This is a genomic window from Streptosporangium sp. NPDC002721 (assembly GCF_042888905.1).
GTDB lineage: Bacteria > Actinomycetota > Actinomycetes > Streptosporangiales > Streptosporangiaceae > Streptosporangium.
Genome location: NZ_JBIAQI010000034.1, coordinates 80,010 through 104,913 on the forward strand (window position 1 = coordinate 80,010; position 24,904 = coordinate 104,913).

A 24,904-nucleotide genomic window follows, 5' to 3' on the forward strand; every position below is an offset into this window, starting at 1 on the left:
CCGGAGCCGTTACCCCTTCGTCCGGGGCCGGGAGCCGAGGACGAGCTCCCCGACGGTGCCCTCAAGGAGCGGGTCGAGTCCCGAGGCGGTGGCGAAGGCCGCGGCGTCCCCGCCGCCCAGGCCGCACACGGCCAGGTCCATCGCGGTGGCCACCAGGTGGATGGTCTGGTAGAGCACGCCCACGTGCTTGAGCACCAACGGGTAGGCGACGGTCTCGTACTTCCACATCACCCGGCCGAACCGGGCGGCCACCAGCAGCACCACCTGTGGGTCGGCCTCCATCATGGCGGCCTTCCGCGCCTCCCTCACCAGCGCGTCGGTGGCCTCGCCCGGTTCGGCGACGAGTTCCAGCTCGTGCCGGTCGGTCGCGTAGTGCCACAGCCCGGCCTGCAGTCCCTCGCACGCGGAGACCAGCGGGTAGACCTCCAGCTCGTGGACGGCCCCGCCGCTCGGGTACGGCCTGCTGGCCAGCCGCTGCCCGTCGCTGCCCGTCATGGTGCCCCGCCTGCGCAGGCTCCGGTAGAGCAGCTCGCCGAGCCGGCCGAGGGTGATCGGCGCCTCCCGGTCGTGGGCGCGGATCGAGGCGCGCCGTTCGAGCACCTCGGTGAACGACGGCTCCCTGGCCGCGATCTCGTCCAGGTCGGGCACCGGCAGCGCGACCGTACGGATGCCCGAGGGCGCCGGGGAGACCGGGTCCGGGGGGAAGCGGTCGCCGAGGGGATAGGTCCCGCCGTACCCGGAGGCCGTGGCCGGGAAGCGGGTACGGCAGTGGAAGGCCAGGTCGGCCGGGTGCCACTGCGCGTGGGAGCGCCCGGTCGCCTCCGGGTCCCCGTCCGGGCCGCCGGGGGCCAGCAGGCCGGCCGTGGCCAGCAGCCGCAGCAGCGGGGCGGGCGTCCCGGTGTTCCAGGTCGCCAGCTCGCCGAGCAGCCCGGCGGCCCCCGGCGCCAGCTCGACGGCCAGATGGTTGCCGGGCGCCCGCATGGTCAGCGTGCCGTCCGCCACCCTCACCTCGGCGAAACGCGACAGCCGCACCGGGCCCGCCGGGGCCGCCGCGAGCAGCGTCGAGCCCCGGCCGACCGGATAAAGCCTGGCCGTGACGGCGCCGTCCACCTGGACGGCGTGCTCGACCATCCCGGAGGTGTTCAGCCCGCGGAACAGCATGTGCCAGCCCAGCAGCCCCGCCTCGCCGTCCGCGACGGTCACCGCGGCGGCGAGGGCGTCGTCGTCGTGGTCGCCCTCGCCGAGCAGCTTCAGTGCCGTGGCCTGCCCCTGGGACAGGTTCCTCAGGTCGAGGAACGTGGTGGCGAGCTGGATGCGCTCGCCGGAGAACGACGCGCCCCGGCGAAGCCGGGAGACGATGATGGGGTTCATGGGGACCGTCCGTCTCAGAAGAACACGTTCCAGGGGTTGATCTCGTCCTGGGGGGTCGGGCGGTCGAGCCAGCCGAGCCGCACCGGGACGTCGTAGAGGCGGCCGGGGGCGAGGCGGCGCCAGAAGTGCCGCAGGCCGGGAGCCATCACCTTGACGACGTTCAGCTCCAGGTCGGGGCGGGTCTGGTCGAGGACGATCACCTCGGAGCCGGCCGCCTCGATCGAGTCCACGCACCGGCGTACGCACTCGGCCAGGTCGGTGGGGGCGGGCGGGCCGACGGTGGCGGGCGGCCGGCCCGGGTCGGGCAGCAGCCAGGGCTCCCGGTCGACGACGGCGCCCTCGCACCAGGCGAGCAGCTCCGGGTCGTCCGCGCGGTGGAGCGTGCCGCCCCGCTCGCCACGCCGTTCCACGCCGGGCAGGAACTGGTTGAGCTCGGTGAGCGCGCGGAACGCCGCGACGCGCGGGTCGGGGTGGCCGCCGAAGCCGACCACGATGTCCTCGGCCTCGTGGCGGCGCCGGGAGAGCGCGGCGTACACCGGGATGCCCAGGTCGGTGGTGAGGTCGAGCATCCACAGGTCGCGGTCCATGCCGTCGTGGAGGGCCCGCAGCTCGTCCACGTAGGGGTCGTCCAGGGAGCCGGGGTCGAAGCCGGGGCGGCGCAGCCGGTTGTACCACCACAGCGCCACCGAGTCGCGTTCGACCAGCTCGCAGACGCCCTGCAGGACGGCCTCCTCCAGGGTGTTTCCCGCGGCGCTGCCGTTGGAGTCGGCGACGCAGAAGAAGTGGTCGCGGAGGTCGGGGTGGCCGTACCAGGCGTAGGCGGCCGGGACCAGCCGTTCCTCGTCCCGGGTCAGCGACCAGGCCCGCGACCAGTCGAACGGCACGGTCTCCGGGAACGGGTCGGGCACCCGCCGCGGCCGGTGCGCCGGGTCGGTGTTCCACTCCGCGCGCCCGGCCCGCTGCTCGTCGGAGAAGAGCAGCATCCGGTCCGGGTGCACGGCCGTCGCCGGGTCCAGGTCGGCGTACGCGGCCCGGACGACCGGCTCGTCCCCCCGCCAGACCCCCGAGTAGCGTTCGAGCGCCTCGCAGACCGCGCTGACCTTCGCCTGGATCTCCGAGCGCCCCTTGCCGCCGCTCCGGCCGCGCAGGTTGCGGCGGAGCAGGTCCATGCCGTCGCCGACCATGGCGAAGTCGTGGCCGGCGGCGTAGCCGAAGGTGAGGCCGGTGGGATCGCCGCCGATCGGGACCAGCCCGGTGACCGCGCCGAGGTACGGGCTGATGTGCCGCTCCAGCCGGGCGAACGTCTCCCGCGGCGGTTCGACCCGGTAGCCGCCGTCGGTGACGTGGCCGGCCCGCCGGGAGGTGAGCACGATCTTGGGGTCGTCAGCGGGCGGCGTCCCGCACGAGGGGCACTGCGGACGGCGGACCAGCACGTGCCCGCCGGTCTCCAGGGTCGCCAGGTCGAGGGTGACCATCCGGCCGTGGAGCGCGCCCGGCTCACCGGTCGCCACGATCCTGGCGACCTCGGCCGCCAGCATCCCGGCCAGCGCCAGCGGCCCCGCCGAGATCTGCGCGCGCACGGGGTGCAGCGGCACCCGCTCGCCTTGCTTACCCCGCTCATCCCGTTCGCCCCGCTTGCCGGCGAGGTAGCGCTCCAGCTGGCGGTTGCCGCCGAGCCGTTGCGCCAGGCACGACCAGCAGCCCGTGTGGCCGGGGTCGAGATAGGGGCCGAGCCACGGGCCGACGCCGCCGGGCCTGGCCAGCAGCCAGGGCAGCCCGGAGCCCAGCTGCAGCGCGTTGCGGTGTCGCAGGGCCGGGTCGAGGTAGTCGTCGACGAGCACGACCGACACCCCCTCGGCGGGCACCTCGCCGATCGCGCCGGTGCCCACCTTCAGCCCCATCCCGGTCAGGGCGTCCACGACCGGCGCGGCGTCCACCCCCTCGGCGGCCGAGACGGTGACCGGCGTGCCCCCGGTGACGGCCGCGGGGTCGACGCCCAGGGCGTCCCAGTAGGCCAGCACCCTCTCCGGCAGGTCGGGCCTGCCCTCCGCGAGGTGCCCCGCGGCCTCGTAGCGGCGCAGCGTGGTGAGCACCGCGGTGAACGGCACGCTCCCGGACAGCTCCTGGACGATCTCGCCCACGGTCCTGCGGCCGTCGAGGTAGGGCAGCACCGCCGCGGCGGCCTTTCCCGGCACGAGGAAGTTCTTTCCCTCCGCGTACAGGAAGACCCGCGATCCGTCCACGACCTCCACATGGAAATGAGCCTTCAGTCGTGGACTCTCCATCGCCGTCCGCCTTTTACCCCGTGCCCCCGGAACCCTCTTCGCTGCGAATTCAAACACGGGGAGACCGGATGGTGAATGCGCAAAAAATTGTACGCATCACCCGGCCGATACTTAGGGAACGAGTTCGGGAGCATCGGTATCGCCGGGCTCACAACCGGACCACCGCGCAGGGCGGGCATGGAATCCGTTGAGATCCGTATCAGGGGAATGGGACGATGGGGCATGGCTCCACTTCTTCACCGGGACCGAGAGCTGGCCGTGTTCAGGGAGGCCGTCGACGGGCTCCGGTCGGGAAGGCCGACCGTCGCGTCGATCCTCGGGGAGAACGGGACGGGCAAGAGTTCCCTGCTCGGGGCCGTTGTCGAGATGCTCCCCCCGCGTAGCCGCGTGCTGCGGGCGCGCTGCCATCCGAGCGAGAGCCATTTCGCGTACGGCATGGTCCGCCAGCTCTTCGACCCGGTGCTCTCCTCCGGCGAGCGGACCCGCAGGCAGTTCGACCGCGCCTCGGGCGGCGACGGGGCCGCCACCCACGACCTGCTGCTCGACCTGTTCCACATCACCCGGGACCTGGTCGCGGACCATCCGGTGGTGATTGCGATCGACGACCTGTCCTTCGCCGACACGCCGTCGCTGGGGTGGTTCTCCTACATCGCGCGCCGCCTGGACGACCTGCCGGTGATGATGGTCGCCACACTGCCCGGCGGCACCCCGGCCGGACCGGCCGGACCGGCCGCGGATCTGGGCAAGCTGCCGTACGCACGGTTCGTCCAGCTCAGACCGCTCTGCGCCACCTGCACGGCCGACTTCGTCGCGGAGGCGATGGGCGCGCCGCCCGACGTGGAGCTGGCCGCGCTCTGCCACACGCTGTCACAGGGGAACCCGCTGGTGCTGCGCGAGCTGACCAGCCGGATGCTGCAGGCCAGGATCAACCCGGGCGAGCCCGACGCCGAGCAGGTGCTGGAGATCGGCACGGCGGCCCTGTCCGACACCGTGCTCGAATGGCTGCACGACCACGACCCGGTGGCCTCGGAGCTGCTCACCCAGCTCGCCGTCATGGGCCCCGACACCGACACCACCGTGGCGGCGATCCTGCTGAGCCAGGGCGAGCCGCAGGTCCGGCAGGCCCGCCGGGCCCTCGTCCAGGCGGGTCTCGTCACGGAGGGGCCGCCCGTACGGTTCCGCGACCCCCTGATCCGCGCGGCCGTGCTGTCGCGCATCGACAACCGGACCCGGATCGGCCTGCACGAGCGCGGGGCCGCGCTGCTGGACAGGCTGGGCGCGCCGGCCGCGCAGACCGCCGAGCACCTGATGCTCACCGACTCCGACTGGGGGGTCCCGGTGCTGCGCAGGGCGGCCACCGAGGCGGTCGCGGCCCGCGAGTACGACGACGCGACCCGATACCTGCGCCGCGCGCTCGCCCGCTCCGACGACCCCGCCACCATCCACGAGCTGACGTCGCAGCTCGGCACGGTCGAGCTCCGCCACGACCTGGACGCCTGTGCCCGGCACGCCGAGGCGCTGGCCACCACCGCCCCCGACCTCACCCGGCGGGCCGGGTCGCTGCTGGACCTGGCCAGCCCCGCGCTGGCCGCCAGCACCGTGGGCGTCAGGCCGTTCGTCACCACGGCCCACGAGCTGGCGGCCGTGGCGGACCCGCCGAGGGAGCCGCTGCTGCGGCTCACCGCGCAGGGGCTGCTGTCGGGACACCGCACCGGGCTGCGCAGGTCGCTGCGGATGGCCGTGTCGGGCGCGCGGGACGCGGCGGCGCAGGAGTTCTCCGGAGCGCTGGCGGCGATGGTCGCGGCGAGCGGGCGATACCCGGACACCGCCAGGCGGCTGGCGACGCGAGCCACCGGGGAAGGCCCCCGCGAGGACCGGCCGGCCGGCACCGGCCTGGTGGGCGCCGCGCTGGCGTTCGGCTGGACGGGACGGCCCGACGAGGCGCTCGACGTGTGCGCCAGGATCCTGCGGGACGCCCGCACCTGGGACCAGCCGGACCTGCACGCGCTCGGCCTGCTCCTGCGGTCGGACGCCGGCCACCGGCGGGGCGAGTACGCCGGCAGCCTGCGGGACGCGCTCGACGCGCGGGAGGGGGCCGAGCTGATCGGCGCGCGGGTGCTCGCCACGGCGGCCCGCGCCTGCGGCGCGCGGGCCCTGATCCGGCTGGACCGCGCGGAGGACGCCGCGGCGCTGGTGCGCGAGCCGACGACCCCCACGGACGCCCACCCCCTGGTCAAGAGCATGGTCCTGGAGGTCCAGGGGCTGATCGCGGCGGCGGCGGGCGACCACGCCACCGCGCTGAGCCTGTTCCTCGACTGCGGGCACCGGCTCTCCGCCCGAGGCATCACCAACCCCGCCTGCCTGCCCTGGCGCGCCCACGCCGCGAGGGCCTACACCGCCCTGGGCGAGCACTCCGCCGCCCGTACGATCGCCGCCGAGCCGTCGGCGAGCCACGAGCACGACGCGCCGGACACGCGGCAGCCACACGCCCGGACCGTGCTCACCCCCGCCGAGCAGCGGGTCGTCGAGCTCGTACGGCAGGGCATGAGCAGCATGGAGGTCGCCGAGCGGCTCTGCCTGAGCAAGCGCACCATCGACACCCACCTGGGCCGCATCTACCGCAAGCTCGGCATCCGGGGACGGCACGAGCTGTCCGGCGCCCTCGGCCTCTGAGCGGTTCGGTCCGGGGATGCGCCGGATTCCGATTGTTCCCCCGATGAGCCCCCGGCCGAACGGGCCGCCGTGGAACTGTTTCGCGCCGGTCAGACCGACGGTGACGTGGTCAGCCCAACGAGGTGTTCCCCGCCTGTACGCGGTCCGCCGGGGCGCGGCGTCTTCCAGATCATGTCGTCGATGAGTGCCGCGGCCTCCTCCGCGCCGCCGAACTCCGGCATGAGCAGCCGGTAACGGGGCGCTCCGGCCAGGTCCGAGGTGTTCGGCGGCCAGACGTGCGGCTGGAAGGCCCAGGGCTCCAGCCTGCAGAGGTCGCCGTCTCCCTGGCAGAGCCTGACCAGCGTGGGCGGGGCGAGCCTGGCGGTGACGGGGATGATCGGGCCCAGCAGTTCCGGACGGACTGAGACGGACTCCCCGGTCAGCGCCGACCGGACCCGCCGCCAGCTTCCGGAGGCCGCCTCCGGGCCGATCAGGCCGCCGGTCCTGGCCGCCTCCAGGGCGCTGCCGCGCAGGTCCAGCGGGACCTGGAAGGGCAGCGTGTGGCCGGTGGCCCGGTCGACCACGAGGAGCTGTCCCGACACCGGCCGCCAGGACCGCCCGGCCAGCGCGGCCGCCACGCCCGCGCCGGGCGAGCAGGAGCTGCCGATCAGCGCGACCGTCGCGTCGTCCTTCGCCATGACGACGGCGCGCATCACCAGGAAGAGGTGGTCGAGCGCGGCGAACGGGGGGAGAGGGGGTGGCATGGTGCTCCATCCGCGGAACACGCGACGCTGCAGCAACATCCCGTCGGGACGGTGGACCAGCAGCTCCCCGCCCGAGGGCTTGTCGGTGAGAAGCCTCACGACCAGCTGCGGTTCGCCGCTCTCCACGAGGTGGTGGCCGAACAGGAACGTCATGTCGCCGAGGCTGAGCTCGGTGAGGACCATGATGGTCATGCCGAAGAAACTCAACAACAGGGGCAACTATCCCCCTTACGGGTGTCCGACTGTGAACGCTCGTACGACAGCCTCAAACCCGATCTACTCTCTCAGATAACTCACTCCCGCAAGCGCCACTTGTACTGATATTTCCTGCCGTTCTGGTGGAGAAAGGTGCCCGGAGCTAGGTATCGTCCGAATTTGACGTCGGGGAGTCGTGCGGCGCGATGCCCGAGAGGCCGCCGTGAATCAGGTGCTGCAGCAGTAGTAGCGGGCGTCCGCCTCGACACCGGCCGAGATGTCGGACAGGTCGCCCTCGCTGAGCTCGGCGGCGTCGATGACCGGCGTCCCGGGGATGTGGAACTCGAACTGCCCGGTCGCCAGGCCCACCTCCCACAGCCCGACCTGGAGGTCCAGGCTGCCCTCCTCGCGATCCTCGGGGATGTGCCGGACGATGAGGATCTCGGCGTCCTCCGAAACGACCAGCCCGGACTCGGCCAGCGCCGCACGCGGATTCGTGGCGAGCCGGGCCGCGTACTCCTCGTCCGACCAGGCGGTGACGAGCGTGCGGGTGTAGGCGTTGATGAATTCCGCGCGCTTCTGCGCTTCGAGTGCCATGCGATTCTCCCTCTCGGGTGTTTGCCGCTGCTTTATGCGTCGGCAACCGGAATGGACTCTCGCATGCCGGGCTGCGCATACCAAGACTTGAGTCGCTCGCCATTCGCGTAGGTATTGGTACCTTCTTCGAGGTGGCGTCGTGTTGGCAGCATCCCACGGTGCGGGCGGAGTCATCAATGATGCTCGATACGTATATCCGGCACCCGTGAATACGTAATGGAGATACTCAGGCGCGTTGGACGGAGATGCCGGCGATGATCACCGGCACGCGGTTTCCGCCGGGTCCGCCGGTTTCGCCGGGTTCTTCAGGGCCGGTGGACATGGGAGGCATGCGCGGCGGCCCGCCGGGATTCGTGACCGGCCCGGCCCGTCGCCAAGGCGACGTCACCGGCCGTCTCACGCGAACGGCGAGACCGTCTTCACGGCGCACCGCCCGGATCTCCCTCAACCGGAGTTCGTGGAAGCGGGGGAGCAGCCGTGGGTCACGAAGTAGATCTCCATGGAGATCGACCCGTCCGGGGCGGCGAGGTCGTGGAAGTTCCGGGTCACGGCCGCCCCGAAGACGCGCGGGTACGCCTGGCGGGCGGCGGCGTTGACCCGCGTGGCCAGGCGGACGCCCGCCCCGGCGCCGTCGCCGGTGCCGAAGGTCAGGACCATGCCGACGCGCCGCCCGGCCAGGCGGTCCCCGTACTTACGCAGCTCCTGACGTACCCGCGCGGACAGCACGCCGTCACCGGTGCCGGGGGCGACCCGGAACGAGACCGTGGTCGGTTCCGCCCGTACGCCTCCGACGAGATCGGCGCAGGAGGAGGGGAGCGGCCGGGAGTGCGCGGGCCCTTCCTCACCCGAGGACTTCCCCCGCTCCTTCGACGGGGCCCCCGCCTCCGGCTCGGGTTCTTCCGTCGGCGGCCGGATGGTCTCCGGCTGGAGCCGGGTGCCGTCCGCCACGGCCTCGGCGGGCGGGGAGGGCGGCGCCTGCGTTCCCAGCGCGACGATCGTGAGCCCGAGCAGCAGGTTGGCGGAGAGCCAACCGGCCATCAGGGGCGAGATGAAGGCCCTTCGCCGGACCGTCACAGCGAGACCCTTCGCCCGGCCGTCACAGCGAGGCCCGGACTCTCTCGGGGGCGTCCGGGACCCTGATCGCGGTCGAGGTCCGGGCCACGGCGGCGGCGAGGTCGTCACACGTGCTGTTGATCGCCGCCAGCTGCCCGCCCAGGAGCTCGACGGCGTCACGCACGTCGATCGCGCTGCCGGTCAGCGCGTCCGTGGCCTTCCGGGTGGCCTCCAGGGTCAGGGTGAGCGCCTCGACCAGCTCGGTGTGCACCTTGCGCGCGGTGGTCCCGACGAAGCCGATGTCGGCCGCCGTCCTGCTGAGCTCGGCCCCGAACCGCTCCGGGGAGGAGAGCCGCACCTGGCCGAGTACGAGGCTCGCCCGGGTCAGTGCCCCGCGAAGCCGGACACGAAGGGCACGAAGCGCGCGCTCCGAGGCCTCCTCCCTGCTGTTCCGCGCGATGTTCTCGTACACGGTCCAGAAGACGAGGCAGGAGACGGCGGCGAGGGTGCAGAGCGCGACACTGCCGAACTCGAACACCCAGGGCAGCCTGCCGTCGAAGCCCCGCTGCCACATCTCCAGGAAGGGCCGGCGAGCCGCGTCCGTCCCACCGGCGTCGAGGACGTCGCCGTAGGCACGCGTGGCCATCATCAGCCCGAGCCAGGCGACGAGCACCGGCCCGAGGACGAGGACCGGCCCGACGGCGGCGACGAGCCTCCGGCGCCATCGCGGTTTCCTCGACGGGGAGGTGTCCTCCGGTTCGTCGTCCACGAGGATGCTGTCATCGGGGGCGAAGGCGGCGAACAGGTCGACCTCGCACCAGCGTCCGGCTCCTCCGGGATCGGTCATCGCGCCCGCGAGGTCGTTCAGCTGGTCCCGGCGGGCCGCCAGATGAGGATGATCGGCGAGTTCGCGAAGCTCGTCGGCGAGCTCCGAGTCCGTCACGGACAACCGACATCCTCTCCTCGATGGTGTCCCTCGGTGGTGCCGAGCACCTTTCCGGAATCCGGATGGACCGATACACGGCTCCGGAAGCCATGATCATTTTTGCACAAGGTACGCGCACCGGCGGACGGGTTGAGGTGGCGAGCGGGCGGGTTCACCGGTTCGCGGTCACCGGACCGGCTGATCTCGGCGGACGACGGGTCCGGCCAGGGGCCCCGGCAGGCTCAGGCACCGCAGGTCGAGACGGCGGCCATTCAAGCGGTGCGGGCCAGGGTGGTGGCCGTTCAGACTGCGCGGGCCAAGGCGGTGGCCGTACCGTCGATCAGGGCCTGGAGTCCGTGTTCGAACGCGTCCTCGCCGAACGACCCGCCGCTCTCGCGGAGCGCCGCGATCAAAGTGGACTCCATCCCCCCGTCGAGCAGCCCGGCCAGCCCCGCGAGCCGGTCGGTGGGCGTCCCCGAGGACTCCGCCTGGCGTTCGGTCTGCTCCTGCAGGACGCACCCGTTGACGTAGCGGGTGAGGGCGGTGATCGTACGAAGCGCCAGGGCCGGGGTGAAGCCCCGGCCGACCATGGCGGTCAGCTCCTCGTCGAACATCCTGACCGTCGCCGGGCTCAGGCTCGCGGCGTTGGCGACCAGGCGGGCGCCGTCGCGGTGGGCGAGCAGGGAGTCGCGGTACGCGTGAGCCCGGCGGGCGAGCCAGTCCTGCCAGGACTCGCCGTCGCGGGGCGGCCCCATCCCGGCGGCCAGGACGATCGCGTCGGCCATCCCGTCGAGCAGTTCCTGCTTGTTGCGCAGATGCCAGTACAGCGCGGGTGACTGGACCCCCAGCTCCGAGGCGAGCTTGCGCACCGTCAGCCCGTCCAGGCCGACCTCGTCGAGCAGCCGCAGCGCCGTGTCGATCATCATCTGCCGGGTCAGGCCGGCTCCCCGCTTGTTCTCGCCCATCGGTTGACACCTTAACAGCGCTAAGGAAACATGACGGCGACGCGCACTTAGCGCTGCTAAGGAAAACTTACCTACCGGTCCCAGAGGGGAGAACCATGTCCACCATGCGAAAACAGCGGCTGACCAGGGCACTGCTGACCTGCGGCGCCGTAGCCGGGCCGCTGTTCGTCCTCACGGTCGTGATCCAGGACTACACGCGTACGGACTTCGACCCCCGGCGGCAGCCGCTCAGCATGCTCAGCCTGGGCGACCTGGGGTGGATCCAGATCACCAACTTCGTGCTCACCGGGCTGCTGAACATCGCGTTCGCGGCCGGGCTGTGGCGGGCGCTACGTCCCGGCCGCAGCGGCACCTGGGGTTCGTTACCGATCGGCGCGTACGGGACCGGCCTGGTCGGGGCCGGCGTCTTCCGCTTCGAACCGGCGTGGGGCTATCCACCCGGCGCGCCGCAGGGCCTTCCCGACGACCCCGGCCTGGGTTACGTCCTGCACGGCGCCGCCTTCTTCGTGGTGTTCGTCTCACTGGTCACGGCGTGCTTCGTCTTCACCCGCCACTTCGCCGTACGCGGAGAGCGCGGATGGGCCTTCTACTGCGCGGCCACCGGCGTGGCGCTTTCCGCCCTCTACCTCCTGGCCGGAATGCTGTCGGACGGCGGCGAGAACTCCCGGCCGCTGAGCCTGCTGCTCCGGGCCATCGCCCTCCTGGGCTGGGGATGGGCCGCGGCCCTCGCGGTACGGGTACGCGGATCGCACACACCGGCCGGGATCAGCGCCTGCTGAGAGCGAGCTCAGCCGGTCGCGGCGCGGGAGACCTTCGGGAACTCGCGGATCCACGCCGGACAACCCGTCCCGTTTCGAGGTTCCCGTCTATGTGGTCCTCGCTGTCGACCAGGTCGCAGAGGTCAAGGCCCAGATCGTCGCCGACCATGCGTAGGGCGGTCCCGGCACATGAGGCGAGGGTGATGGTGACCGGATGGGCGTGGGTGAGGCGGTCCAGAGCGGCTCCGATCAGCGGAACCAGCCTCACCGCCGCCCCGAGAAGCCACTGAGCCCAGAAAAGGAGCGATCGAGTGTGCGCCGGCCGGTTTGGGTCGTACGGCGGCAGCATGCCGGGCCACGAGGGCCGCGATCGTCTGAACCACGGACTCGCGGCTTGATCACGTGCGAAACTGTGCCGCGACCGACCGGTGGGCGGGTTCTGCCAGTCGGATCGCCCCATCATGATCTCTTTGCTGCCGACCGTAATGATTGCGGAAGCGGCGAGGCCCCTGTCCGGTGATAGGCCGATCGGCGATGATGACAGCAGTCACGACAACGGGAGGAGGCGAGCGACATGGACGACATCCGGACTCGGACGGGTCTGCTGAATCAGAGCGACGCCGCCCGCTTCCTCGACATCCGGCAGCAGACCTTCAACCGCTGGGCCAGAGGTTACGAGCGGGGGCGTCCGCTACTGCACGTTCTTCCCTCCGGCGACTTCCGGCAGGCGACCGTGCCGTTCGTCGCCATGGCCGAGGCCTATGTGCTGGACGCGCTCAGACGGGCCGGGGTGAAGCCGAACAGGATCCGGCCCGCACTCCAGCGGCTCCGGCAGGAGTTCGGTCACGAGTACGTCCTTCTCGCTCCCGAACTGGCGACGGACGGCATCGACGTGCTGTGGGACTTCTCGCGAACGGAGGCCGGTGCGGGACTCATCGAAGCACGGACGGGCCAGCACGTCGTCCGGGAGATCGTCACCGACTATCTGGACTACGTGGTCCGAGCCGAGGACGGATTTCCTGCCAGCCTGCGGCTGCGGAGCTGTCTGCCGTCGAGTGTGGTGGTCGATCCACATCGGGCGTTCGGGCAGTCGATCTTCGCGGAGACGCGCACGAGGGTGTCCGAGGTGGCGGCCATGATGAAGGCCGGCGAGGAGCCGGAGGTGATCGCCGATGAGCTCGGAGTCACCCTCGACGACGTCAGAACCGCCACCCGCATCCTCCTGGGCCACGCCGCCTGAGTTCTACCTCGACGAGAACAGCGTCAGCCGCAGTGTCCGTAAGCTGCTGGCCGGACTGGGTTACCCGGTGCACACTCCCGCGGAACTGTTCGGTTCACGAGACGAGGCGCTGGGTGCCGCCGATGAGCGCTGGCTGCCTCTGGTCGGGCAGCGAGGTTGGCTGGTGATCGCCTGTGACATCCGTATCTTCGAGCGCCCGCACGAATACGAGGCATATCTCAAGGCCAAGGTCGCGGTTTTCCTGTTGCCGGGTGAGTCGAAGATCGAGGAACGCAAGAGACTGATGCCTGCAATCTCTCGGCGATGTGCAGCGAGGCCAGCCAGCTTCGATCAGGTGTGTGGCGACTGACCGCGCACGGTCTGGACCCCTACGAGGCTCCGGCTGCAAAGAAGAAGCGAGCGCGGCGTTCGAAGACGATTGGCTGTGGGTACTTCCGCGAAACCCTCTCCGAGATATTGGCTCGTACGGGGGATGTCGCGTTCACCGGTGATGCGGTTTCGGAGAACGACCGTTGATAAACCAGTGCGGCCGGTAGCGGTCGCGACGACTTCGACCTGTTTTCGAATTCACTTGATACGGCGATAGCGGTGGCGCAGTCGTCGGTGTATCAGCTTGGATCGGTTTGAGGTCCTTGGACACTCTCATGCAAGGCGGCGGAGGGAGACCGATCATGGTGGAGAAGTCGCGGCAGGAGAGTGGACCCCGAGCATGGCTGGTCCGCGGTGGGCGGAACGTCGAGGGGGCGGACCGGGCGGAGGACAAGGCGCTGGCCGAAGGGCTCACGATCGTTGGCTGGCGCGAGCTCGGAGACATCGGGCACTACGCGAATCGGGAAGACCTCAAGGAAGAGGTTCAACGCGCCTACCCGGAGAGTTCACCGGGCGTCATCGCCAACTGGGCCGGACAGCTCTGGCGCTTCTCCAAGGAGATCGAGGAAGGCGACCTGGTGGTGATGCCCAGGGCGACGGTTCCCGGGAAGGTCGCTATAGGGAGGGTGATCGGTCCCTACGAATACCGTCCAGGTGAGGTGCCAGGATTCCGGCAGGTCCGCAAGGTCGAGTGGATTCGCACAGATATTCTTCGCGATGACTTCAAGACCGATCTGCGGGCGAGCACAACCTCTCTCCTCACGGTCTGTGGGCTGACCCGTAATGACGCGGCACGACGACTCGCTCACCTTGCCGAACACGGCGTCGATCCTGGAATGGACGGGCAGGAAGAGATCACCACGGCTACCGATCTGCTGGAGGATGCTGTTTCGCGCAGCGCGCAGGATCCGCGGAAACTGACGATTCGCAACTTCCTGGGGCACTGGAACACCTCACGGCGGACCGGCACGACCATCGAAATGATCAAAGCCGACCTTGCCGAGAAGGGCCTCACGACTCAGCCGCCGTTCACCGAAGGCACTGTGGACACGGAGATCGCCCTGGTACGGCTCGTCGGAGAGCCCGATGTGGCCATGGACGTCGTCGAAGACGGCGACGACGTCGAGAACGTCTCCGACTACGAGCCCATGACGCTCAGGCTCGGCAGCCTCCCGGCGCCTCTTGTCTCGGTGCCGAGATCGGCGAAGCTGCGATACGCCAAGACCCTCATGTTGACGAGGAACTTCTCCCAGCTGGCCGTGGTCGATGAGGACGGGACCTTCCACGGTGCGATCAGCTGGGAGTCGATCGGTCACGCACACGTCGCCTCCGCCGACCCGGCGCTGAAGGACGCGTTGACGCCCGCCGTCGTGGTCGATCACGACGCGCTTCTGCTCGGCCAGATCGAGACCATCTACGAGAGGGGATACGTCTTCGTACGGAGCGCTGATCGGTCAAGGGTGGACGGGATCATCACGGCCGCGGATCTGACTCGCCAGTTCGGTTACCACGCACAGCCGTTCATCCTGATCGAGGAGGCGGAGAACAGGCTCCGCCGGGCGGCCGCGGTGTTCAGCGTGGACGAACTCCGGCAGGTGGGACGATCGCCCAGGGTCCGTCAGGCCGCGGATCTCACCTTCGGCAACTATTTCTACCTGCTGAAGGACCACGGGCGATGGGAGACGCTCGGTTGGAACGTCGACCAGGAGATCCTCCTCGAATACCTTGAGAAGGTTCGGAAGGTGCGCAACGAGCTCATGCACTTCTCCCCAGACCCGCTGTCAGCCGAGCAGTACGCCGCCGTGCACGGTTTGCTGGCGGTGCTCCGGGCCGCCGACCCACGACCGTAGCCGCACGCCCGAGTCGGGAGAGGCACGAGAACAAAGGGCTGGTCGGTGAGGGACGCCAAGCGGCTGGCGGAGGTCGTACCGGAGGTGGAGGAGGCGCTGCCGGTCGTGCGGGGCCGGATAGCACCGCCCTCCGCGTGGCCGAAAACGGATGTGCGTTGAGGGGGAGAGGGCAGACAGGGGCGGGGCGTACTGGGCCGCTGGCCGCGTCGTCACCAGACCTGCGGAGGTCACCGGATCGGTGCGGGGGTGGCCGTTGCCTGCCGTCGTCCGTGTTGTTCAAGAGAATTAAGTGACTTACTAATAACATTTATGTTTGCGTTAAATGCCGCTATTGGCATGGTTGGTCTGACGGTATTTGCGGTGAACCGGTCTGCGTCTCTTTCAATTGAGTGTCGTTGATGTACAACGGATTGGTAATGCGGGATCGGCCGGTGGTGCGCTGAGGGATCGGTGCGTGCGATCCCGGATGGTGGCTGAGGAGATGCCGGAGCCTCGGGCGCGGTGGGTTCGGAGGCCGAGGTGGGCGAGGAGTCCACGGGAGACGAAAGGGCCGCGATGAGCCATGGGTTCGGGGCGGGAGAGCATCCCATCAATTTCCTGGCACACCACCAGCGCAGGGGTGAGGCGGGGGCCAGGGAGGACTTCGAGCAGATGCTCGTCTCGCTCGTCTCGGCGGTCACCGGGCGGGAGGCGGTGCTGGTCCGGGCGAATCCCGGTGACTGGGGCATCGACGTGCTGGTGGGAGATCTCAACGATGAGATCACGGACTGGCAGGCGAAATACTTCATCAACGGGTTCGGGGAATCCCAGAAGGGACAGGTCAGGGACTCCTTCAAGTCGGCCCGGAAATACGCGGAAAAAGAAGGCTATGTCATAAAGAAATGGGTGCTGTGCATCCCCTGCAGCTTGGACGCTCCGACACTGCGATGGTGGCAGCGTTGGAGGCGGGAGCAGCAGGCGGAGACCGGCATCACCATCGAACTGTGGGACGAGAGCGGGCTGCGTCGCCAACTCGACCTCCCCGAGGCGGCGACCGTCAGGAGGGTCTACTACGACCCCTATCGGCCTCCCGGGCCGGTCGATCCGCCCTCCGTGCCGCTAGCGGGTCCCGTTCCGACGGATGTTCCCTGGCGCGGAGGCGAGGAGCTACGTCTCGGGGGCGACTGTTACCTCCTGCACGATGACGCTGCCGAGACCTTCAACCCCGACCGGTCATGGGCGTGGCGGGAGGCGACCGCCGACCGTATCGAACCCGCGTCCGCCCGAGTACGGCTGCGTCAGATCACGATGCTCCGTGACGGCCCCGCTTCGGCCGATGCCCGGCGTGCCATGCGGGACCAGGCGGCGCTGCTCTCCAGCATGTCGGGCGCGCGCCGACTGCCCCGGCTGCTCGGTCACTATGAGGATCCGGCTCGCGGGATCACCGTGGCCTCGGAACTGCCCCCGGGGCCGGTCTGGCACGAGGTCTTCGGGCCAGGCGACGGGCCGCTTGACCACCTCACGGTCGCGGCGGTCCTGGACGCGGCCGCGCGGCTGGCCGATTCGCTCGCCGAACTCCACCGGCGAGGTCACAGCCACCGGAAGCTGAGCCCCGACGCGATCGTCATGACCGGCCGGGCTTACGAACCGGTACTGCGAGACGTGGGACTGGCGACCTGGCCGCCGCGACCGGGGGAGGGCACTGACGGCTACCGCGCGCCCGAGCAGGCGCGTTTCAGCCCGCACTCCCCGAAGCCGGGGGCACACACCGATCTCTACCAGCTCGCCGCCGTCGTCCATCACACGGTGACCGGCCATCCACCCCTGCCCGGAGGATCCCCGCCGATACGGGTCACCGTACGGGGGTTCCCCTCCGTCGCCGACGAACTGCTGGCACGCGCCCTCGACGCCGACCCACGGCGCCGACCGGAGCGGATCGGGCTGCTCGCCGCGGCACTGCGGCAGGGACGGAAGGAAATCTCCCAAGGAGGGTTTTCGTGACGGTGTCGCCGGTTTCGCAGGTGTCCCTGCCCGGTCCGATAGCGGTGATCCCGTCGGAGAAGGTACGAAGCCAACTGGCGCCACACCTGCGGCCGGGCCAACTGATCGAGGCGATGACCCGCCTGTCCAGGATGGGAACGCTGCCCGCCAGGCTGGAGAAGGACCCTGACCGTCTCGTCGTCTACACCGACACACACGTCGCCTGGCTCTTCGTGACCCGGCACGGGGACGCCTACAACCTTGGAGCCGCGTTCCCGCGCGGCTTCCGGGAGGAGGAGCGGCTGTTGCGTGGGGCTCTGCTGCTGAAGTGCTCCGCCGGTTGGCAGGGCTTCCATCAGGTGCGCGACGTGCCGGACGGGATGTCGGCACACTGGCCGCTGCTGCGGCGGGCCTGGAGCGGGGTCGGTTCCTCCGAGCCAGAACGGCCGTCGCTGCCCCGGCACCACACCGCGTACCTCGACCGGATGGCCCAGGTCATCGAAGCGGGGCGGGACATCGAGATCGCCCGGCAGCGCGAGGCGCCCCCCGTCCACTACCGGAGCAGGGAGAGCGTCCGCGAGGAGCGGCGTTCCGCCCAGAGTATGTATGTCTTCGGTCTAATGCGTCCCGCCATGTTGGCGGCCGGGGCCATGGTGCATCTCGCCGACCAGCCCGACCTGAAGGGCAGGGTGGTGAGGGTGAAGGGGCTGGACGTGCTCATCCGGTTCGAGACGACGGTCGACTACGGCCGTATCCCCGCCCAGGGGGCCCTCGTGGTGATGCCCAGTGACCGCGTGTTCCGGGCACAGGCCGACACCGTGCAGGCATTGCGTCAGGGAGACGTGGTGAACCGCGGGTTGCTTGAATGGCTTGTCGACCGGAGCCTCACCCCGTTCACGGTGAATACCCACGATCGGCCCCGTGGGACGCTCGACCAAGACAGCCAGCTGTCGGCGTTCCAGCGGGCACTCGCCGTGCCCGACCTGCTGCTCATCCTGGGGCCGCCGGGCACCGGCAAGACGAGGACGATTACCGAGATCGCGGTCGCGTGCGCCGCGCGGGGCGAACGCGTGCTGATCACTTCGCATACCAACCGGGCCGTCGACAACGTCCTGGAACAGCTGCCCGCGGACCTCCTGGCGGTGCGCGTCGGCAACGAGGATGTCATCACCGGCCGTGCCCGCGACCTCATGGTGGAGAGCCACGTCACCGCGTTGCGGCAACGGATTCGCGTCTCCACGGAGGGGACGGTCTCGCGCCTGGTGCCGTTCACGGGCGATGGGGACGCGGCCGGCCGCTTGCTGGCGTACCTCACGGAATCTCTCGCGGCCGCCCGTACAGCCGAGCGGGATGAACAGGGACACGCGGCCGGTCTCGACGCGGTCATCCAGCGGCTGGAGCCGACCCAGGCCGGTCGGATCACCGATGCCGTCAACCGTCTCACCTCCGCACGTGCTACCGCCGAGCGGCTGGACGCTCAGCGGGAGACCTGGGAGCGGCGGCACGCGAGTGCCCAGGCCCGGACGGTTTCGGGGATGCTCGCTTTCTTCTACCGCCGACTGGCCGACCACCGGCTGGCCCGGCTGAACGCGATCCGGCGGGAGCTCGCGCTCGCCGCCGAGGAGGTGACGCGAGCCGAGACGGTGTGCCGCGCGGAACAGGCCGAGATGGAGAGACTCATCGAAACTCATCCGGAGGCGGCTCGGCTGATGGCGGCCAGGGACACCGCTCGTCGGGAGGGTGAGGAGGCGACGGCCGAGGCGTCCAGAGCCGCGGGATCACTGCGGTCGATCATCGCGGCCGTCATCCCGACCTTGGAGGAGCCACTGCCGGACGGACGGCCACCCGCGAACCTGGCCGGCTGGGAGGCTCTGCGTGACCGATTGGAACAGGTCGTGGCGACGTTCCGGACGCGGGCGGCCCTGTTGGACGAATGGCGGGCCAAGATCGGCGACGCCGAGCAGGACCTCCAGCGTGAGCTGGTGCGCTACGCGGACGTGGTGGCCGCCACCTGCATAGGCACCGCGACTACCAAACTGCTCGCCGAGCTGGAGTTCGACCTGGTGATCGTCGACGAGGCCGGCCAGATCTCCACGCCCAATCTCCTCGTCCCCCTGGTCCGGGGGAAGCGCGCCATCCTGGTGGGTGACCATCAGCAGCTTCCGCCGTACCTCGATGAGGAGGTACGCGATTGGGGAGACAACCTGGCTCGGAACGGGGATCTGCCGCCCGCCGACGCGAGAGAGATCGCCGACGTGCTGCGCAGAAGCGCCTTCGAGCGGCTCTACGGGGCCGTGCCGGCAGACCACCAGGTCATGCTGACCGTGCAGCGGCGGATGCCGCGTGAGGTCGGGGAGTTCGTGTCGGCCGCCTTCTACGAAGGCGTACTCCGCACCGACCACGCGGGAAGGCACGACGACCCCATCTTCGCCAGCTCGTTCGCGATGATCGACACCGGCGACAGGCCGGCGATCGAGCGAGCGGAGGAAGCGGGCAGTCGGCCCGGTTACGTCAATCGGCTGGAGGCCGACATCGTGGTGCGGCTGGTCGCCTTATACACCCGGTATTACAAGGACTGGGCGGTGATCGTGCCTTATCGCGCCCAGGCGGAGCGTATCCGTGCCGGACTCGCCCGCGTGCTCGGTGAGAGCACCGAGGTGGCGGACAACGTCGGCACGGTCGACTCCTTCCAGGGAGGTGAACGTGATCTCGTCGTCTACGCCTTCACCCGCAGCAACGCGCGTGGAGAGGTGGGATTCCTCAAGGAGCTGCGGAGGCTGAACGTCGCCGTTTCCCGGGCCAGGAGGCAGCTCGTGCTGGTGGGGGACACCACGACCCTCACCGCCGCCAGGGACGAGGGGTTCCGGGTGCTGGTGCGGCAGATGATGGACCATCTCCGCCGCGTCGGTGACCTGAGGCCCTCGGCCGAGGTCGCCGCCCGTCTCGACCGCCTTGACGAGTTCTCATGACGACACGCGCCATCTACCCCGCCCGGCGTGCCGTGGAGCACGCCGTCACCGTTCCCGGAGTCCGGCCGGTGCGCCTCTTCGCCGTCTCGTGGCCCCTGTGGGAGGTGGAGATCACCGCGAACGTTTACGAGGAGCAGGCCTACGAGGTCATCGACCGGTTCCTGGCCCGCGCCCTCGCGGATGGCGGTATCGGCACTCGGGACGGACTGGTCGCCTTCTTCGGGCTGGAGCGCTCCCTGGTGGACCGCTGCCTCGCCTTCCTCACCGTGATCGGCCATCTCACGGTGAGCCGCCACGGTGAGGTCCGGCTGACCGAGCTGGGGCTGCGGTCCGTGCGAGCGGGTGTGCGGTACACCCCGAAGGAGAGCAGGCAGAAGGTGCTGATCGAACGCTTCACCGGCAGACCGCTGCCACGGCGGTACCACCGGGGATCACTCACCGTGCTGCCCAACCCGAATGTTCCGCAGGAGTTGTTGGAGGACCGTACACGGTTCCTTCCGTTGTTCGCGCAGACGATGTTCCATTCGCGGATTGTCGACGACCTCGCTGCCCGTCCTGATCGAGCCGACTACAACCTTCCCGCCCAGCTCAGGGAGATCAGAGGCGTCGCGACACGGGATGCTTACCTGCCCACCTATCTGATCGAGACCAGCGACCGCTCCCTGCTCGCCTACACCGACACCGATTCCGGGCGGGACGACTTCATGGAGACCGTCTGCCGTGACGTTCCGGCGATCCGAGCGAGGATCGACACGGTGGACCGCGTGAACCCGCACGAGCTGTGGACTGAATGGCTCGCCGACAGGAAGCTTGGCCCTGGCCGACTTCAGGAACTGCCGAACGCCGTCTGGCGGGTTGTCCTGACCCCGGGCGCGTTCAGTGGATCCCCGAAGCTGCCATTGAGTCAGGTGGGTTCCTTCCAACTGCGAAACCATCATTTCCTGCAGCTGTGGTGTGACGACGCCGGGCTACGCCGTCGTGCCGTGTTGGAAAGAGTCCTTGGCATGGCTCGCCTGTACGGAGTCCGTACCCGGGCCGATCTGGCCGATCGCGCCGCAAGCCTCGCTGCTCAGCTGGAAGTCGCCGCACCCACGTTCGCCGAACTGCGCGCTCACGCTGTCGGTGAACGCATGTACGACCACCTCGGCCACCTCGACGTGCTCGAATGACTGGTCGGCGTGGGCTCTCCCCTCGCGTGTCCTGCCTTCCGTGACCTGGCCGTCGAAGGTGAACGGCCAGGTCTCATGCGTATGCTCCTGGTCGGCTCAACCCGTTTCCCTCACTTGCAGCTCGATGCGGTCACGTACTGCCACCGCCCGTGGGTCGTCGTAGTCGGCGAGGAGCCCCAGCGCCTCCGTCCAGTGCCGGTGGGCCGCCTGCGGGTCCTCGTCGAGCAGGGCCGCCCCCAGGCCGTCGAGGGCCAGAGCCTCGTTCCAGGTGTCGCCGAGTTCGTGGTGGACGGTGGCGGCCTGGCGGTGGAAGTCGGCGGCCTCCGCGTGACGGTCGAGGTGGCGGTAGGTCTCGCCCGTGCCGTGCCGTGCCGTGCCGTGCCAGGCCAGTGCCTCCCGGCTGCGGTCGCCGAGGCGGCGATTGAGCGTGGCGGAGCGGTGATAGGAGTCCAGCGCGTCGGCGAACCGGCCGTCAGCGAGCTGGGCGTTGCCGAGGGTGATGAGCCAGAAGCCCTCCAGCCGGTGGTTGCGGAGGCCGAGGGCGATGTCCAGCGCGGCCTGGGCCGACCGCAGGGCTTCCCGCACCTCTCCCCGCTCTCGCTGGAGCTCGCTCATGAGGCGCAGGACGTTGCCCTCGCCGCGTTGGTTGTCCAGGGACCGGTGCGCCGCCAGCGCGCGCCGAGCGGCATCCGCGGCTTCCGGCAGGCGGCCCGCGTGGTAGTGGGTGCTGGCGAGGTTGGACAGCATGGTGGCCTCCCAGTGGGCGGAGCCCTGCTCCTGGAAGGCGGCGGCGGCCTGCTCGAAGTGCTCCGCGGCGTCGTTCAGCCGTCTCGTGCGGAGATGCGCCAGTCCGATCAGGTTGAGCGAGTGCGCCTCGCCGAGCCGGTCGTCCAGCTCGCGCCAGATCGCCAGTGCGTTCCTGTGGCATTCGAGGCTCTCGGTCAGATGATTGATCCGGGTGTATCCCATGCCCAGCTCCGTGAGCAGCTGTCCTTCCGCGACGCGGTCACCCAGCCGTCCGGCCGCCGCCAGCCCCAGGCGGCCCACGACCAGCCAGTCGGCGGCCGGTGCCGAAGGAGACTGCGCGTTCGACAGGACGGCCGACAGCTGCCAGGTGAGCCGGTCCTGTCCGGCCGAGGCGGCGCTCCCGATCGCACGCAGGAGGTTCGTGTGCTCACGCTCGGACCAGTCCACGGCGGCGTTGTAGTCGGGGAAGGTCAGCGGGCGCACGCCGTCGGCCGGTGGCACGAGTTCCACCCGGGCCTCGGCGGGACTGATCCAGCCCTGGGCGGTGTCGGCGGTGTGCAGGTACCACTCCAGCACCTGGCGCAGCGCGGCCTCCCGCTCCTCGGGCGGTTCCTCCTGCTGTGCCTGGTCCGCGGCGTAGGCGCGCAGCAGGCCGTGGAACTGGTAGCGGTCCGGCGCCGTCTGCTCCAGCAGATGGGCGCCGGCCAGGGAGTCGAGGAGCTGTCTGGTGCGGCCGGGGGAGAGTCCGGCGAGGGCCGCGGCGGCGTGGAAACCGAATTCCGGGCCCGGGTGCAGGCCAAGCAGGCGGAACAGCCGGGCGGCCTGTTCCGGCAGGGCGCGGTAGGACCACGCGAACACCGTACGGACCGCTCCGGCCTCCTCGTCGTCTCCCGTGCTCAGGGCGTCCCACAGGGCGGACTCGTCGCGCAGGTCGGCGATCAGGTCGTCCAGCCGCATGTGTGGGTAGCTGACGGCGCGTTCGGCGGCGATGCGCAGGGCGAGCGGCAGCCGGGCGCACAGCTGGGCCAGTTCGGCGAGCTTCTCCTCGTCGTCCTCCGGATGGTATCCGGCGGTGACGGCACGCAGCAGGGCGACGGCCTCCGGTTCGGGCAGCGTGCCCAGCGTCAGCCGACGGGCCCCGTCGTGTACGGCGAGACTCGACAGGCGGTTTCGGCTGGTGACGACGACCAGGCAGCCCGTGCCGCCGGGCAGCAGCGGACGGACCTGGTTCGCCGTCGCCGCGTTGTCCAGAACGATCAGCACCCGGCGCCCGGCCAGCCGCGAGCGGTAGAGCGCGGCGGCGGCGTCGGGGTCCTGCGGCACGGAACGGGCGCGGACGCCGAGAGCGACCAGGAAACGGTGCAGGGCCTCGTAGGCGGTGACCGGCTCTCCCGGGTCGTAGCCACGGAGATTGACATAGAGCTGCCCGTCGGGAAAGCGATCCTGGACCTGATGGGCCCAGCGCAGCGCGAGCGACGTCTTCCCCACGCCCGCCGTCCCGGCGATCACGTACACCGAGATGACGCGCGGATCGCCGTCCTCGCCGATCAGGACCGTGTTCAGCTCTTCGAACTCGCCGACGCGGTTGACGAACCCACGCCCATCGGCCGGTAGTTGCCGTGGGGTGAGGTCGGCGGGGTCGCTCCGGTCTGGTTTGCCGTGCTCGTGGAAGTGGACTCCGCCACTGACGTCCCTGGCCTGCACGACATCGCGCGAGGAGCCCGACAGTTCGGAACGCGAACCGCCGTGGCGTTCCTCTCCTTCTCCGCGCTTTTTGACGCCTACTCCAGCTTTGTCCCGGGCGAGTGAAGGTGGGTCAACTCGCGGTTGAAGTAGGAAATCACATCTTCTCCGGCCTCATAGAGGTTTTTGATGTATTTCTCCCACTCCTCGATGATGCCGGGATCGGTGTAGCGGACCGCGCCGTCCGGGACGCCGGTCGCGGTGTAGATGATGTGGTAGAGGGTCCGGCCGCCGAGGATGACCACTTCGGGAAGCGGATCGGTCTTCTCCGAGGCCGCCACCTTTTCCACGCCGATCACGCGGATCCGCTCGCCGCATTCGGCGCGGAGCCGCAGAGAGTGCAGCTCCCACCGCATATACGGTGTGAGCGGTGTCTCGACCACGCGTACCCGGTGAAAGAAGGAGCCGCGGCGTTCGTCCTCCTGCGCGAGTGCGAGCAGGTCGCCTCGCCTCTCGTCGAGAAGGCGCATCGCCTCGTCCCAGTCGCCTCGGCGAAAAGCGTCACGGCTGGGGTTGTTCTGCTCCTCGAAATGCTGCCGCCGCTCGAACTTCCAGGAGTCTCGATTGCGAATCCGCGCGTCCCGTTTCCGGAAGTCGCGCCTGTAGGCCTCCCTGATGAGTTTCTCTCCCTGTGGTGGAACGCCTCGCGTGGGAGGGGCGAGAGGGGCGCGGGGATCAGGCATCGGCGATGTCCGCCTTCGCCACGCTGAGCATGATGCCCGGGATGACGACCAGTCGCTCGTCAGGGGCGAGGGAGACGCCCTCCGGCAGGCGAAGGCTGTAGGCGGCTGTGAGGTCCCTGCCGATCACCGCGATGTCACCGTTGTTGAGCTGCCAGATATCCGGGCATTCATCGCGGCCGTCCGAACTGTTCAGCTCTTTGGCCGCCTTCCCTAATCGCCGCTCGAACAACGCGGAAGGGTCGGCCTCCTAGGAACGAGCCATGCCCGCCTCCAGTCGGCTTGGCTGTACGTTTCACCTGTGCGGAGCATATGTTGGCCGGTCCTCCGGTACAACGGAATGCTTGGATTGTCGCGTAAAAAGTAATCTAAAAACAAACGGTCAGTCCGAAATGGGAGGAAAACGGGCTGAATGAAAAGTGTTCGCCGCGCTGTTCGGCCGATTCTCGATGCGCAGAGTTACGGTGGTTCGACGCCGGGTCGACCTCGGCTGGATATCTGCAGGATGCGGGTCACAATGAATGTTTTTCATCCTCGGGTGGCGTGAGCGACACGGTGGTTCTGAAGGACGGCGATGGCCTTGCAGAGATGGCCGGCCTTGGAAGGGCTGCAG

18 protein-coding genes are annotated in these 24,904 nt (G+C 69.8%); 8 read left to right on the plus strand and 10 right to left on the minus strand.

The annotated features are described in order from the left end of the window. Positions 1-9: 9 nt before the first annotated feature. Complete coding sequence (locus tag ACFYWM_RS37850) at positions 10-1,371, minus strand: SagB family peptide dehydrogenase (RefSeq protein ID WP_389924403.1); 1,362 nt, start codon at positions 1,369-1,371, stop codon at positions 10-12. A gap of 14 nt (positions 1,372-1,385) precedes the next feature. Beyond that, a complete protein-coding gene (locus tag ACFYWM_RS37855; RefSeq protein WP_389924405.1) occupies positions 1,386-3,656 on the minus strand; it encodes a TOMM precursor leader peptide-binding protein in 2,271 nt (756 codons plus the stop codon). Positions 3,657-3,878: 222 nt separating this feature from the next. Here ACFYWM_RS37855 and ACFYWM_RS37860 point away from each other — a divergent pair, with 222 nt between their 5' ends. Beyond that, positions 3,879-6,329: an AAA family ATPase gene (locus ACFYWM_RS37860; RefSeq protein WP_389924408.1), complete on the plus strand. Its 2,451-nt coding sequence runs from the start codon at positions 3,879-3,881 to the stop codon at positions 6,327-6,329. Between the two features lie 89 nt (positions 6,330-6,418). On the opposite strand, the gene ACFYWM_RS37865 is transcribed toward ACFYWM_RS37860, so the two are convergent. The 5 genes from ACFYWM_RS37865 to ACFYWM_RS37885 form a co-directional block, all read right to left on the minus strand. Continuing rightward, entirely contained in the window at positions 6,419-7,264 is an 846-nt protein-coding gene (locus ACFYWM_RS37865) for a hypothetical protein (protein ID WP_389924411.1), read from the minus strand. A 231-nt stretch (positions 7,265-7,495) separates the two neighbouring features. After that, positions 7,496-7,864, minus strand: coding sequence for a hypothetical protein (locus ACFYWM_RS37870; RefSeq protein ID WP_389924414.1), 369 nt, complete (start codon positions 7,862-7,864; stop codon positions 7,496-7,498). A 444-nt stretch (positions 7,865-8,308) separates the two neighbouring features. Beyond that, positions 8,309-8,938: a hypothetical protein gene (locus ACFYWM_RS37875; protein ID WP_389924417.1), complete on the minus strand. Its 630-nt coding sequence runs from the start codon at positions 8,936-8,938 to the stop codon at positions 8,309-8,311. A 22-nt stretch (positions 8,939-8,960) separates the two neighbouring features. Beyond that, positions 8,961-9,860 (minus strand): hypothetical protein, encoded by a 900-nt coding sequence (locus ACFYWM_RS37880; protein WP_389924420.1) that lies wholly within the window; start codon positions 9,858-9,860, stop codon positions 8,961-8,963. 284 nt (positions 9,861-10,144) lie between these two features. Further along, complete coding sequence (locus ACFYWM_RS37885) at positions 10,145-10,807, minus strand: TetR/AcrR family transcriptional regulator C-terminal domain-containing protein (RefSeq protein WP_389924423.1); 663 nt, start codon at positions 10,805-10,807, stop codon at positions 10,145-10,147. A 95-nt stretch (positions 10,808-10,902) separates the two neighbouring features. On the opposite strand from ACFYWM_RS37885, the gene ACFYWM_RS37890 reads away from it, so the two are divergent. The 7 genes from ACFYWM_RS37890 (at position 10,903) to ACFYWM_RS37920 (ending at position 21,121) form a co-directional block, all read left to right on the plus strand. Further along, on the plus strand, positions 10,903-11,586 hold the full coding sequence (locus tag ACFYWM_RS37890; RefSeq protein ID WP_389924426.1) for a DUF998 domain-containing protein: 684 nt from the start codon (positions 10,903-10,905) through the stop codon (positions 11,584-11,586). 553 nt (positions 11,587-12,139) lie between these two features. Next, on the plus strand, positions 12,140-12,805 hold the full coding sequence (locus tag ACFYWM_RS37895) for a DUF433 domain-containing protein (protein ID WP_389924428.1): 666 nt from the start codon (positions 12,140-12,142) through the stop codon (positions 12,803-12,805). Beyond that, a complete protein-coding gene (locus tag ACFYWM_RS37900) occupies positions 12,738-13,154 on the plus strand; it encodes a hypothetical protein (protein WP_389924431.1) in 417 nt (138 codons plus the stop codon). The genes ACFYWM_RS37895 and ACFYWM_RS37900 overlap by 68 nt, the downstream gene beginning before the upstream one ends. Positions 13,155-13,476: 322 nt before the next feature. Next, positions 13,477-15,024 (plus strand): CBS domain-containing protein, encoded by a 1,548-nt coding sequence (locus ACFYWM_RS37905; RefSeq protein ID WP_389924434.1) that lies wholly within the window; start codon positions 13,477-13,479, stop codon positions 15,022-15,024. A gap of 555 nt (positions 15,025-15,579) precedes the next feature. Beyond that, entirely contained in the window at positions 15,580-17,004 is a 1,425-nt protein-coding gene (locus ACFYWM_RS37910) for a hypothetical protein (RefSeq protein WP_389924437.1), read from the plus strand. After that, positions 17,001-19,952, plus strand: coding sequence for a DEAD/DEAH box helicase (locus tag ACFYWM_RS37915; RefSeq protein ID WP_389924440.1), 2,952 nt, complete (start codon positions 17,001-17,003; stop codon positions 19,950-19,952). Before ACFYWM_RS37910 ends, ACFYWM_RS37915 begins: the two co-directional genes overlap by 4 nt. Then, positions 19,949-21,121: a hypothetical protein gene (locus tag ACFYWM_RS37920; RefSeq protein WP_389924443.1), complete on the plus strand. Its 1,173-nt coding sequence runs from the start codon at positions 19,949-19,951 to the stop codon at positions 21,119-21,121. Before ACFYWM_RS37915 ends, ACFYWM_RS37920 begins: the two co-directional genes overlap by 4 nt. A gap of 96 nt (positions 21,122-21,217) precedes the next feature. On the opposite strand, the gene ACFYWM_RS37925 is transcribed toward ACFYWM_RS37920, so the two are convergent. The 3 genes from ACFYWM_RS37925 to ACFYWM_RS37935 form a co-directional block, all read right to left on the minus strand. After that, entirely contained in the window at positions 21,218-23,572 is a 2,355-nt protein-coding gene (locus ACFYWM_RS37925; RefSeq protein WP_389924446.1) for an ATP-binding protein, read from the minus strand. 77 nt (positions 23,573-23,649) lie between these two features. After that, positions 23,650-24,294, minus strand: a complete 645-nt coding sequence (locus tag ACFYWM_RS37930; RefSeq protein WP_389924449.1) for a DUF6879 family protein — start codon at positions 24,292-24,294, stop codon at positions 23,650-23,652. Continuing rightward, positions 24,287-24,523 (minus strand): hypothetical protein, encoded by a 237-nt coding sequence (locus ACFYWM_RS37935; protein ID WP_389924452.1) that lies wholly within the window; start codon positions 24,521-24,523, stop codon positions 24,287-24,289. The genes ACFYWM_RS37930 and ACFYWM_RS37935 overlap by 8 nt, the downstream gene beginning before the upstream one ends. Positions 24,524-24,904: the final 381 nt, after the last annotated feature.